Origin of the sequence: Peptoniphilus sp. BV3C26 (genome assembly GCF_000478985.1) — a bacterium.
Lineage (GTDB): Bacteria > Bacillota > Clostridia > Tissierellales > Peptoniphilaceae > Peptoniphilus_B > Peptoniphilus_B koenoeneniae.
Genome location: NZ_AWXB01000028.1, coordinates 1 through 13,588, shown reverse-complemented (window position 1 = coordinate 13,588; position 13,588 = coordinate 1). Strand labels below are relative to the sequence as shown.

Here is a 13,588-nt window from a genome sequence, read left to right as displayed (position 1 = left end):
CGCACACGGACCGGTAAACCGGTCCCTACAGCTCACAAAAGATTTGCAAATATCTGCTATTGGTCCGGCGGCGAAGGCGAATAAAATAAAATAAAATCCAATCCAAGCAATTGTGCTATACTTGTAATATAAAAATAAAAGATGGAGGAAATATGTTTACACCTGTAATCTTAGGAACCGATGCCAATGCCTACGGAGTCGCCCGTTCCTTTCATAAGGAATATGGTAAAAAATCCTATTGCTTCGGAATAAAACCCTTAATATATACAAGAAATTCAAAAATTATAGAAGTAAAAACAAACCCAGACTTTGAAAAAGAAGAAGTCTTTTTAAAAACTTTAATAGACTTTGCCAAAACAAGACAAGGAGAAAAACTTATTTTAATCTCCTGTTCTGACGGCTACACCTCTTTAATCACAAAAAATAATCAAATATTAAAAGACTATTATGAATTTAACTATGTAACCTTGGACCAACAAAAGCTTCTTGAAAATAAAAAAGATTTTTATGAAATTTGCCAAAAAGAAAATTTGCCCTATCCAAAAACATACCTTATAGATAAAAAAATGTATGACAATGGAGAGGTTGAAATCCCATTCTCCTATCCAATTGCCCTAAAAGCCAATGACTCCATAGAATTTGTTCACCTACATTTTGAAGGCAAAAAAAAGGCCTATAAAATTCACGACAAAGAAGAACTTAACATGGAGCTTAAAAGAATTTATAAAGCAGGCTATAAAGGACTTATGATTGCCCAAGAATTTATAGAAGGTGGCCCTGAAAAAATGGCAGTCTTAAACGCCTATGTAAATAAAAAAGGAAAAGTTAAAATGATGTGCCTGGGCAGGTGTCTATTAGACGCAGTCCTTCCACAAGAAATTGGAAACTATGACTTTTTATATACAGACAGTGACGTGGACCTATATAAAACCTATGAAAAATTTTTGGAATCCATAAATTATCATGGCTTTGCAAACTTTGACTTAAAATATGACGACAGGTCAAAAACTTATAAGGTCTTTGAAATCAACATAAGACAAGGCAGGTCCTCCTATTATATGACCGCAGGAGGCTGCAACTTTGTAAAATTTTTAGTAGATGATTTGGTTTTTAATAAAGATTTAGAAACCTATTACCACGAAGGATGTCAAAAAGCCTGGCTTTATGTAGACCCCCTTGTAGCAAAAAAATATGTAGCAGGGGACAAAAAAGAATTGGTAAAATCCCTCTTGAAAAGGGGATATGAATTTACCCAGTGGTATGAAAAAGACAAAAATTTAAAAAGATTCCTAGCCTATATGCGAGCAAGGCTTTCAAGTATAAAGACCTATATAAAATATAAAAAATAGAAAACAAAACAAAATCCATTGGCAAAACCAGTGGATTTTTTATTGTAAATAAAACCAAATGTAGGGACCAATTTATTGAATATTTAAAAATCATTGTAGGGACCAATTTATTGGTCCGTCGCCGTAAGGCGAATAAAACAAAAAAAATGAAAAAGAAAAAATATAAATAAAAAGTTTATTGAACACATAAAACAAAAATGCTTTATGTAGAGCATAAAAAAATATTTATAAAAAAAGTTGAGTTTGTTCTCCCACGTGACATAGGCGGACCGGTAAACCGGTCCCTACAACCCACAAAACACACGCATAAATGTGACAATTTTATCCGTACAGGATCCATAAAAGTAAAGCTCAGCAACCCAATGTAGGGACCAATTTATTGGTCCGGCGCCGTAAGGCGAATAAAACAAAAAAAGAAATGAAAAAGAAAAAATATAAATAAAAAGTTTATTGAACACATAAAACAAAAATGCTTTATGTAGAGCATAAAAAAATATTTATAAAAAAAGTTGAGTTTGTTCTCCCACGTGACATAGGCGGACCGGTAAACCGGTCCCTACAACCCACAAAACACACGCATAAATGTAGGGTAATTTTATCCGTACAGGGTCCATAAGATTAAAGCTCTGCAAATATCTGCTATTGGTCCATCGCCGTAAGGCGAATAAAAAAATCAAAAAATTTTTAATTTTTTTGATAATAGGATAATCAAATGTTGGAAATGGATTAAAAAGTTTGTTTATAAAAAATTAAAGGGTATATATGAGATATGGTTAAGATAATCGTATAAATTATACGAAAATATGGGAGGATTATTATGAAAAAATCATTAAAAGGAAGTAAAACATTAGTTAATCTTATGAAATCTTTTGCTGGAGAATCTCAAGCATCAATGAGATATAAATATTATGCAAAACAAGCAGAAAAAGAAAAATATATTCAAATAAGAGATATTTTCCTTGAAACATCAAGAAACGAAGACGAACACGCAAAGAGATTTTACAGATTTTTAAACAAACAAAGTGATGCAGAAGCTGTTGAAATTACAGATTCATTCCCTGTACATTTTGATGAAAAAGACACTTATACAAACTTAATTGCAGCAGCAGAAGGAGAACATCATGAAACTTCTTCCATGTATCCTGAATTTGAAAAAATTGCAAGAGAAGAAGGATATGATGAAATAGCTGATGTATTTAAAGAAGTTGGAGAAGTTGAAGAAGCTCACGAAAAGAGATACAGAAAACTTGCTGAAAATATTAAGAAAGGCACAGTATTTAAAAAAGACCATGTAGTTCTTTGGAAATGCTTAAACTGCGGCTATGTTCATGAAGGCAAGGAAGCGCCGGAAGTTTGCCCAGCATGTGCTCATCCTCAAGGATATTTCCAAGTATTTAAAGAAGAATATTAATAGATAAAAGCCAATATTATTTTAAAAGGGTCAACCTGATTTTATTAAAGTCAGGTTGATTTTTTTAACTTGTTAAAAATGGCTGAAAAAAACTTTTTGAATTTTATAAATTTAACAAAACTTTGTAAGTTGGCCTAAATTTTGTTAAAATGAAATTGAAAAGAAAGGAGTTTCTATGAGAAGTTCATATATTTTTGTTTTAATTGGTGGTATTTTACTTATATTTGCAACACTTTTCAATATTTATAGATCATATAAAACTAATGGGAATTTTTCTGGTCCGGAAGTAAAAAAAGATTTTTACATATTGATATTAATATTGGTGGCTCTTTTTGCTATTTATAAAAAACAAAAGTGGCTTTCAATTCTTTGCCTTTTAGGTATAAGTTTTTTAAATATGGTAAGTCAGAATAGGCATAAAGAATAAAGTTATAAGCATCCATTGAAAATAATCAATGGATTTTTTATTGCCAAAAATTAAATCAACAATTTGACACAGCTTTTTTTATGATAAAATTACTGGTATAAGATATTAAGAAAAAGGAGGATTAAGATGAAAAGTGATATTGAAATAGCAAGAGAAGCTAAGCTTATAGATATTTACGAAATTGGGGAAAAACTGGGAATTAACAAGGAATACATAGAACCCTACGGAAATTATAAGGGAAAAATAAAGGAAGAATTTTATAAAAAAGTTCAAAATAATAAAAAGGGTAAATTAATTTTGGTAACTGCCATTACTCCCACTCCTGCAGGGGAAGGAAAGTCCACTGTTACTATAGGTCTTACTGAAGGCATGAATAGGATTGGTCTTAAGACTGCCTGTGCTTTAAGGGAGCCTTCCTTGGGACCGGTTTTCGGAATAAAGGGTGGAGCTGCTGGGGGAGGATATTCTCAAGTTCTGCCTATGGAAGAAATAAATTTACATTTTACAGGAGATCTTCATGCTATAACTGCTGCCAATAATTTGCTCTGTGCTCTTGTGGATAATCATATTGAAAAGGGAAACGACCTTGAAATTGATGAGAGGGAGATTTTTGTAAGAAGGGTTTTGGATATTAACGACAGGACTTTAAGAAATGTGGTTGTTGGCCTCGGCGGTAAAAACATGGGTTATCCAAGGGAAGACCACTTTATGATTACTGTTGCCAGTGAAGTAATGGCGATTTTTTGCCTAAGCAAAGATTTAGCTGATTTGAAAAAAAGATTGGGAGAAATAATATTTGCAAAGAAGAAGGATGGCAGCCCTCTTTATGTTAAGGATTTAGGGGCTCAAGGAGCTATGACTGTCCTTTTAAAAGATGCTATAAAACCCAATTTAGTTCAGACTCTTGAAAATAATCCTGCAATAATTCACGGGGGACCTTTTGCAAATATTGCCCATGGTTGCAATTCCATAAGGGCGACAAAACTTGGTCTGAGTTTAAATGATTACCTTGTAACGGAGGCAGGTTTCGGTGCTGATTTAGGCGGAGAAAAATTTATGGACATAAAATGTAGGATAGGGGATCTTCATCCTGATCTTAGTGTCCTTGTAATCACCCTAAGGGCCCTTAAGATGCATGGAAACATTCAAAAGGACAAATTGTCTGAGAAAAACATTGAGGCTCTTAGAGAGGGCTTTAAGAACGCTAAAAGGCATATGGAAAATATGCTTAAATTTAAGGTGCCTCTTATTTGTGCTATAAATGTTTTTGAAGGTGATACTGAGGAAGAAATCAATGAATTAATAAATTTGTGTAAAGAAGAAGGAATAGAGGCAAGAAAGACCACAGGCTTTATGGAAGGTGGCAAGGGAGCTGAAGATTTGGCTATTCTCGTAAAGGAAACTTTGGAAAGGGAAGAGTCTCACTATAGTCCTCTTTATGATGTGAATTTAGAAATTGAAGAAAAGATTCAAAAGATTGCAGAGGAAATTTACAGGGCAAGGGGTGTAAATTATACTGCCAAGGCGAAAAAAGAGATAAAGTATTTAAAAGATCACAATTTAGACAAATATCCTATTTGTATGGCTAAGACTCAATACTCTTTTTCAGATAACCCTAAACTTTTAAATGCACCTGAAAATTTTGAGATTACAGTAAAGGATGTAAGGATTTCTAAGGGAGCAGGTTTTATAGTTTGTGAAACGGGAGATATAATGGTCATGCCTGGTCTTTCAAAGCATCCTGCTGCTCTTGATATGGATATTGATGAAAATGGAAGGATAAGTGGACTTTTTTAAGATGATGGATTTAAGTATTAGAGAATTTATAGAAAAACTTTCCTCAAAAAGCCCAACACCTGGTGGTGGTGCAGTGGCAGCTTTAAATGCTCTTTTTGGAGTGTCTCTTTTGATGATGGTTACAAATATTACCATTGCCAATAAAAATTATGAGGATGTAAGGGAAGAGGCTCAAGGAATTTTAAAAGATTTAAGTGAAATTCAAGGAAATTTATTTCAAGGACCTAAAAAAGATGCCCAGAGTTTTGATCAAGTAATAAGGGCTTTTAAGTTAAAAAAGGACACTGAAGCTGAAAAAATTTATAGAAGTGAAAAAATTCAAGAGGGCTATAAAATTGCAGCTAAGGCCCCCTATGATTTTGCATTAGAAGTTGAAAAACTTTTCCCCTATTGCAAGAGGATAGAGGAAATAGGGGTAAAATCAGCTCTTTCAGATGTGAAACTTGCAAAAAAAGAGATAATAAGTGCTATAGAGGGTTCTATTGAAAATATAGAAATTAATTTAAAGTCTATAAAGGACCAAGATTTTGTTTCTGACATGAGAGAAAAAATAAAAAGAATAAAAATTTCATAGACAATTAAAAAATATAGTATTTATTTTTATTTAAAATCACTTCATTTTGTGGGGTGATTTTTTTATAGAATTTTTTAGTGAAAAATATTTTATAAAAAATTTGTAAAATTTTGTTTCATGAGCTAAAGTGAAATTAATTTTAAAAATGATAATTCAAAAATCGGAAAGAATGGGGATATTGCTTATATTTATAAAAACGATGTCCTTGACAAAATGGCTTATTTTGTTTAACCTAAAAAGGTAAGCTCTAGGAGTTTATAGAATAATCTACATAAAAGGAGGTGATTTGGATGGATATAAAAATAGACGAATCATATTTATTAAATACTATGAGAGAACTTATTGAAACTCCAAGTCCTGTAGGTTATACGGACGAATGTGAAGCGTTACTTGAAAAATATTTTTCTGATTTTAATTTAAAACCGGAATATGACAACAGAAGGACTGCTTATGTAAAGCTAAAGGGAAAAGATAGTTCAAGGACTATTTGTGTAGGTTCTCACGTAGATACTATAGGTTTGGTTGTTCATCATATTGAAAAGGACGGCTCCATTAAAGTAAAAAGCTTGGGAGGCAATAACTTTTCGAGCTTAGAGCATGAAAAAATGTACCTTATTACACTTGACGGTAAAAAATACACTGGTTATTTAACTTGTGTTTCTCATTCTGTTCATGTTTTTGAAGATGCTAAAACTCTTCAAAGAGATGAAAATACTATGAGATTTTTGCTTGATGAAGATGTAAATTCTGATGAAGACGTTAAAAAACTAGGTATAAGACATGGAGATGTCATTGCCTATGAACCAAGATTTGATTATATGAAAAACGGCAGAATCAGAAGCAGATTTATTGATGATAAGGGTGCAGTTGCAGCAACTCTCAGCGCTATAAAGTATTTAACTGAAAATAATTTACAACCTGAGTATGACACTGTTTTTGCTTTCCCCTATTATGAAGAGCTTGGCTTCGGTGGTTCTTATGTACCTTTAGATATTGATGAGTACATAGCACTTGATATTGGTGTTATAGGACCGGAGCATAGCGGCACCGAAAAAGATGTTTCTATTGTCTCAAAGGATTTTAAAGGTCCCTATAGCAGAAGAATAACTAAAAAATTAGTGGATCTTGCCGAAAAAATTCAGATACCCTATTCTGTTGAAGTTTTTAACAGATATAGTACTGATTCCATGGCAGCTTTTGCTGCGGGAAATGATATTGAAGCGGCAGCATTCGGAATGACCGTTTATACATCTCATGGTGTAGAGAGAACTTTTATAGAGTCTATAATAAATACGGCAAAACTTACTATTGCTTATGTTTTGGCCAAATAGAGAGGTAATATTATGAAAAAATTTAAGAAGACATTATGCGTTGTTTTATCTTTAGTTATGCTTTTAAGCCTTACAGCTTGTGGTGGAAACAAAGAAAAAGCTGATGGCGGAAAAGACGGCGGAAAAGACGAAGGAAAGGCTAATGGAGTTATAGTTATAGGTGTTAAGGGAGATGTAACTTCTTTAGACCCTCATAAGGAAAATGATTCAACTTCAGCTCAAGCCGTAAGATCTATTTATGAAACTTTAGTTAAGCTGGATAATGATACAAATGAATTTGTACCTTATTTAGCAAAATCATTTGAATATGTTGAAGGAAGTGGAAATAAAGACCTTAAGTTCACTTTGAACGAAGGAATCAAATTCCACAACGGGAATCCTTTAACTGCAGAAGACGTTAAGTTTTCTTTAGAAAGACAAAAGAGCTCAGGAAACGTAGGACACTTAGTTGCTCTTATTGACAATGTAGAAGTTCTTGATGATTACAATTTCATTATTCATCTAACTGAACCTACATCAACAATTTTATCTTCACTATCTCACATGGGTTGTTCAATTTTGGATAAAGAAACTGTAGAACCTATGGACAAAGAAGGAAAGAGCTTAGACGAAAATCCTATAGGAACAGGACCTTTCAAATTTAAAGAATGGGTATTAGGAAGCAAATGGTCTTTAACAAAGAACGAAGATTATTGGAACGACAAATACAAGGCACAATGTGACGGTCTTGAATGGAAAGTTATCCCTGAAGAAACAGGAAGAACAGTTGCTCTTCAAAACGGAGAAATCGACTTATTAATGGACGTTCCAAACGTTGATATTAAAAATATTAAAGCAGATGATAAATTAGACGTATTACAATATGAATCAACTGCACTTGAATTTTTAGCATTAAACTGCAGCAAGCCACCATTTGACAACAAGGCTTTAAGAGAAGCTGTTGCTTATTGTGTAAACAGACCTGACATCATTCAAGTTCAATTTAACGGCGAAGCTACTCCTTGCGAAACTTGTATAGGACCTGCAGCTATTGGATATACAGATGATGTTGTTAAGAGAGAATATAGTATTGAAAAAGCTAAAGAAAAATTAGCTGAAGCAGGAATGCCTGATGGATTTAGTTTTACAATTTCAACCCTTGGCGATGCAAGACCAAGAGCTGCTCAAGTAATTCAAGCTGCTTGTAAAGAAGCTGGCATTACAGTAGACATTGAAGTTTTAGAAGCATCTGCATACTATGACAAGACAGGAAAAGCTCAACACGAAGCTGGATACAGTGGATGGATTGCTAATGCTGAACCTGATAATACTTTCAGACCTCTATTTAGCAGTGCAACTATAGGAGTTGGTGGATCTAACACTTCTTGTTTCAAGAGCGACAAAATTGATGCACTTTTAGACAAGGGATCAAAGAGCATGGATCCAAAAGAAAAATTGGAAGCTTATCAAGGAATTGCAAAAATCGTATCTGAAGAATGTGCACAAATTCCAACTTGTTCAGAAATCGGTTATATTGCAAAATCTAAGAAAATTGATGGTATGATAATTTCTCCAATCCGTATGCATGATTTTTACGGTTTACACTTTGTAGAAGGCAAATAATTAAGGAGATAGAAGATGTACAAATATGTATTAAAAAGGCTTGGGATGATGATTCCCGTAATATTGGGAGTTACCGTGATAATATTCTTAATATTATCCTACTCCCCGGGAGATCCGGCTAGATTAGTACTTGGTGAAATGGCATCTGAAGAATCTGTTGAAATGTGGAGAGAGGAACATGGTCTTAACGACCCTGTTTCTCTTCGCTATGTTAAATACATGGGAAATATTGCCAAGGGAGATTTCGGAACATCATATAAAACGGGAAGACCCGTTTCAACTGAAATCTTCCAAAGATTTCCTATAACCTTCAGACTTGCTACCATAGGAATGATTGTAGCTTTATTAATAGCCCTACCTCTCGGTATAGTCTCAGCAGTTAAGCAGTACTCTTTAATAGATGGGGTGGCAACTATTTTCGGTATGCTTGGAATAGCAATGCCTTCATTTTGGGTTGCCCTAATGATGATTTTAATTTTCTCATTAAAATTAGGTTGGCTTCCTTCAAACGGAATTGAAGGTTGGAAGAGCTTGATTATGCCTGCTATTTCAGTTGGATTCGGTTGTTGTGCAAATATTATGAGAATCACAAGATCATCAATGCTTGAAGTTATAAGAACCGACTATATAAGAACTGCAAAGGCAAAGGGAGTAAAAAACAAAGATATTATAGGAAAACATGCTTTAAAGAATGTTTTAATCCCAGTTATAACTGTTGCAGGTTTACAATTCGGAGCTATGATGGGTGGAGCTGTAATAGCTGAAACCGTATTTTCATGGCCGGGAATCGGAACATATATGATCACAAGTATTAAAGCAAAGGATACTCCTGCAGTAATGGGTTCAATAATATGCTTTTGCGTTGCATTCAGTTTAGTAAATTTAGTTGTCGATTTGATTTATGGATATATAGATCCAAGAATCAAGGCAAATTACAAGTAGGTCGGTGATATTATGGATAATAAAGTTGAAAACAGATATAAAAAGAAAAGTTTGTGGGCGGAAACTTGGCATAGACTTAAAAAAAGTAAACTTGCCATGTTTGGTCTTATAATTTTAGTTATTTTAATTTTACTAGCCCTATGCGCTGATTTTATATATGATTACGACCAACAAGCTATAAAAGTTGATTATGCAAAAGCTCTTCAATGGCCTTCAGCTGAACATTGGCTGGGAACTGATGCCATGGGAAGAGATGTTTTGGCAAGACTTGTTTTCGGATCGAGAATATCTTTAAAGGTTTCCATATCAGCTATAATAGTTTCTTTAGCAATAGGCGGAACCTTAGGAGCTATATCCGGATATTACGGCGGCAAAGTAGATAATATTATAATGAGAATTATGGATGTCTTTTTAGCAATACCGAATATGCTTTTGGCAATTGCAGTAGTTGCTTCCTTAGGACCCAGTATGGTCAATTTGATGATAGCAATTGCTATTTCAGACGTGCCTATATTTGCAAGAATTGTAAGAGCGTCCATACTTGGAGTTAAAGACCAGGAATTTGTAGAAGCTGCAAGAGCCTGCGGTGCTAAAAACTCGAGAATTATTATTAGAGAAGTTTTACCAAATTGTATGGCACCTATAATTGTTCAAGGTTCCATAGCAATTGCAGCAGCAATTTTAGTAATAGCTTCATTAAGTTTCGTAGGTTTGGGAGTAGCACCTCCTGCACCAGAATGGGGCTCAATGTTATCTGAAGGAAGAACATATATAAGAGATAACAATTATCTTACTGTTTTTCCAGGAATAGCAATTGCAATAACATCCTTATCAATAAACCTTTTAGGTGATGGACTTAGAGATGCATTAGATCCAAAATTGAAACGCTAATTACTAATGTACAATTAGGAGGAAAAATGTCTGAAGAAAATATTTTGGAAATAAAAGGGCTTGAGATAACTTATGAAGTAGAAGAAGGCACTGTTAGAGCTGTAAACAATATAGATATAAGTTTAGGTAAAGGAAAAACTTTAGGCTTAGTAGGAGAAACGGGAGCGGGAAAAACCACAACTGCCCTTGCTGTATTAAGATTGGTTCCGGATCCACCGGGAGTAATTAAAAACGGCGAGATTTTCTTGGAAGGTAAAAATATTTTTAACTATACAGAAAAAGATATGGAACTTATCAGAGGAGATCAAGTTTCAATGATCTTCCAAGATCCTATGACTTCTTTGAACCCCGTTTTAACAGTTGGAGATCAAATAGCAGAAGTTATTATGATCCATGAAAACTTAAATAAAAAACAAGCTTATGAAAAAGCGAAAGATATGCTTGAACTTGTAGGAATTCCAGGAGATAGAGCAGGAGAATATCCTCATCAATTTTCAGGTGGAATGAAACAAAGAGTTGTAATTGCCATAGCACTGGCATGTAACCCTAAAGTTTTAATAGCAGATGAACCTACAACAGCTTTAGACGTAACAATTCAAGCACAAGTCCTTGAATTAATGAAAAATTTAAGAGATAAATACGGCACATCAATGATACTCATTACTCACGATTTAGGAGTAGTTGCAGAAATTTGCGATGAAGTTTCAATAATGTATGCCGGAAAAATAATAGAACATGGAAATTTAGTCGATATTTTTGACAATCATAAACATCCATATACGGAAGGATTATTTAATTCTCTACCGAATATAGAAGACAAGGGAGAACCACTAAAACCTATACCAGGTTTAGTTCCAGACCCTTCAAATCTTCCAAGCGGATGTACTTTTCACCCAAGATGTCCCTATGCAAAAGATATCTGCAAAGACCAAGTTCCTGAAAAGATATGCATAAATGATACGCATACAGTATCCTGTTTAATGTATGCAGAAAAAACAAAAAATTATTGGGAGTAGAAGAATGAGTTTATTAGAAGTAAAAGATTTAAAAAAATATTTCTCAGTAAAAAATGGAACTCTGCATGCAGTAGACGGTTTGACCTTTAATATAGAAGAAGGAAAAACTTTAGGAATGGTTGGGGAGTCAGGTTGTGGCAAATCAACTTGCGGTAGAGCAATTTTAAGACTTCACGAACCAACTTCAGGAGAGATATTTTTTGAAGGTAAAAATATTGTAACTTTAAATAAAAATGAAATGAGACAAATGAGACAGGAAATGCAAATAATTTTCCAAGACCCATTTGCTTCACTTAATCCAAGAAGAACAGTAAGTGAAATAATAGCTGATCCTATTAATCTTCATAAACTATACAAAACAAAAAAAGAAGTGGATGACAAAGTTAAAGAACTTATGGATACAGTAGGACTTGCAGAAAGACTTGTCAATGCATATCCTCACGAATTAGACGGAGGAAGAAGACAAAGAATCGGTATAGCAAGAGCCCTGGCACTAAATCCTAAGTTTATAGTTTGTGACGAACCAGTATCAGCCTTAGACGTTTCAATACAAGCTCAAATATTAAACTTGTTGGAAAGATTACAAAAAGAAAGAAAATTAACTTATATTTTTATAACACACGATTTGTCAGTTGTTCATTATTTCGCACATGATATATTGGTAATGTACATGGGCAAGATGGTAGAAAAAGCGGAAGCTGTGGAACTTTTCAGAAACACCCTGCATCCCTATACAAAAGCGCTACTATCAGCAGTTCCCGTGCCTAACATACACAATAAAAAGAAAAGAATACTCTTAAAAGGAGAAATAACATCTCCTATAAATCCTAAACCAGGATGCAGATTTGCACCAAGATGTCCTATAGCGACAAAAGAATGCTTTGAAGTATCACCGGAATTTAGAGAAGTGGGAAATGAACACTTTGTTGCTTGTCATCATGTGTAAATAGAGAAACTATTGATAATTAAATCAATAGTTTTTTTATTTTATAAAAATTAAAATAGAAGGTAAAAAATTGAATATATTAGAAGAAGCAAAACAAAATTTAGAAGAAATAATAAAAGACAGAAGAGAACTTCATAAAATTCCCGAACTTCAACTGAATCTTCCAAAAACAGTTGATTACGTAAAAAAAAGATTGGAAGAAATGGGAATAAAATACAAACTTCTCGTAAATGGAAATGCAATCATAGCACAAATAGGCGAAAAAGAAGGAAAATGCCTAGCCATAAGAGCCGACATGGACGCCCTTCCCATAGAAGAAGAAACAAACCTTCCCTTTGCATCAAACCACAAAGGCTGTATGCACGCCTGCGGTCATGACGGACACACTGCAATGGCATTGGCAGCCGCAAAAATTTTAAAAAACAGAGAAAAAGAATTAAAGGGCATAGTAAAAATATTTTTTCAACCAGGAGAAGAAATACCAGGGGGAGCAGAACCCATGATAAAAGAAGGTTGCATGGAGAATCCACATGTAGATAGAGTGATAGGTTTACATGAAGGAGGAATCTTCGGAAACTATGAAAAAGGAACAATAGGCTATAAAAAAGGACCCCTAATGGCAAGTATGGACGCCTTTATCTTAAAAGTAGAAGGAAAAGGAGGCCATGGAGCAAGACCTAAAGAATTTATAGACCCCATACAAATCATATCAGAAATAAATATGGGACTAGAAAAAATAATAAGTAGAGAAATAGACCCATGTGAATCAAGTCTTATATCCATATGCCAAATACACGGAGGAACCTGTCAAAATATAATACCCGACCAAGTGTGGGAAGAAGGAACCGTAAGAAATTTAAATGAAGAAGTCCAAGACTTTGTAGAAGAAAGAATGAAAGAAATTACAGAAAACCTAGCAAAAGCCTACAGAGGAAAAGGATACTTAGACTACAAAAGATATTACCCTGCCCTAATAAACGATGAAGAATTTACAGAATTTGCAAAAGAAACAGCAGTAGATCTATTAGGACCTGAAAAAGTCATAGAAATAGAAAAACCCACCATGGGAGGAGAAGACTTTGCCTTTTACTTAAAAAAAGCAAAAGGAACATTCCTAGCCCTAAACAACCTAAGACCAGCAGAAGACGGCAAAAAATATCCTCACCACAGTTCAAAATTCGACATAGAAGAAGACACTCTTTATATAGGAGCAGGAGTTTTAGGAGAAATAGCCTACAGATATTTAAATAAAGAAAAATCAAAATAAAAAACAATAGAAAAAACTACAAAATAAAGTTTTAG

At 33.9% G+C, this 13,588-nt stretch carries 12 protein-coding genes; all 12 read left to right on the top strand.

Annotation, left to right across the window (positions count from 1 at the left end; translation table 11 throughout):
- Positions 1-152 precede the first annotated feature (152 nt).
- The 12 genes from HMPREF1253_RS02920 to HMPREF1253_RS02865 all read left to right on the top strand — a co-directional run bounded on the left by HMPREF1253_RS02920 (position 153) and on the right by HMPREF1253_RS02865 (position 13,553).
- Positions 153-1,349, top strand: a complete 1,197-nt coding sequence (locus tag HMPREF1253_RS02920; protein ID WP_023055273.1) for an ATP-grasp domain protein — start codon at positions 153-155, stop codon at positions 1,347-1,349.
- A gap of 817 nt (positions 1,350-2,166) precedes the next feature.
- Positions 2,167-2,760, top strand: coding sequence for a rubrerythrin (gene rbr, locus HMPREF1253_RS02915; protein ID WP_023055254.1), 594 nt, complete (start codon positions 2,167-2,169; stop codon positions 2,758-2,760).
- Positions 2,761-2,935: 175 nt separating this feature from the next.
- Positions 2,936-3,187 (top strand): hypothetical protein, encoded by a 252-nt coding sequence (locus HMPREF1253_RS02910; RefSeq protein WP_023055269.1) that lies wholly within the window; start codon positions 2,936-2,938, stop codon positions 3,185-3,187.
- Between the two features lie 126 nt (positions 3,188-3,313).
- Entirely contained in the window at positions 3,314-4,984 is a 1,671-nt protein-coding gene (locus tag HMPREF1253_RS02905) for a formate--tetrahydrofolate ligase (RefSeq protein ID WP_023055271.1), read from the top strand.
- Positions 4,971-5,558, top strand: a complete 588-nt coding sequence (locus HMPREF1253_RS02900; RefSeq protein WP_081696568.1) for a cyclodeaminase/cyclohydrolase family protein — start codon at positions 4,971-4,973, stop codon at positions 5,556-5,558. Before HMPREF1253_RS02905 ends, HMPREF1253_RS02900 begins: the two co-directional genes overlap by 14 nt.
- Positions 5,559-5,848: 290 nt before the next feature.
- Entirely contained in the window at positions 5,849-6,889 is a 1,041-nt protein-coding gene (locus tag HMPREF1253_RS02895) for a M20/M25/M40 family metallo-hydrolase (protein ID WP_023055272.1), read from the top strand.
- Positions 6,890-6,901: 12 nt separating this feature from the next.
- A complete protein-coding gene (locus HMPREF1253_RS02890) occupies positions 6,902-8,491 on the top strand; it encodes an ABC transporter substrate-binding protein (RefSeq protein ID WP_023055260.1) in 1,590 nt (529 codons plus the stop codon).
- Positions 8,492-8,506: 15 nt separating this feature from the next.
- Positions 8,507-9,433 (top strand): ABC transporter permease, encoded by a 927-nt coding sequence (locus HMPREF1253_RS02885; RefSeq protein ID WP_023055266.1) that lies wholly within the window; start codon positions 8,507-8,509, stop codon positions 9,431-9,433.
- A 12-nt stretch (positions 9,434-9,445) separates the two neighbouring features.
- Positions 9,446-10,324: an ABC transporter permease gene (locus HMPREF1253_RS02880; protein ID WP_023055264.1), complete on the top strand. Its 879-nt coding sequence runs from the start codon at positions 9,446-9,448 to the stop codon at positions 10,322-10,324.
- A 26-nt stretch (positions 10,325-10,350) separates the two neighbouring features.
- Positions 10,351-11,340 carry an ABC transporter ATP-binding protein gene (locus HMPREF1253_RS02875; RefSeq protein ID WP_023055267.1) on the top strand — a complete coding sequence of 330 codons (990 nt, stop codon included), beginning with the start codon at positions 10,351-10,353 and terminating at the stop codon, positions 11,338-11,340.
- A gap of 4 nt (positions 11,341-11,344) precedes the next feature.
- Positions 11,345-12,286, top strand: a complete 942-nt coding sequence (locus HMPREF1253_RS02870; RefSeq protein ID WP_023055261.1) for an ABC transporter ATP-binding protein — start codon at positions 11,345-11,347, stop codon at positions 12,284-12,286.
- 70 nt (positions 12,287-12,356) lie between these two features.
- On the top strand, positions 12,357-13,553 hold the full coding sequence (locus HMPREF1253_RS02865; RefSeq protein WP_023055258.1) for a M20 family metallopeptidase: 1,197 nt from the start codon (positions 12,357-12,359) through the stop codon (positions 13,551-13,553).
- The last annotated feature ends 35 nt before the right edge of the window (positions 13,554-13,588 follow it).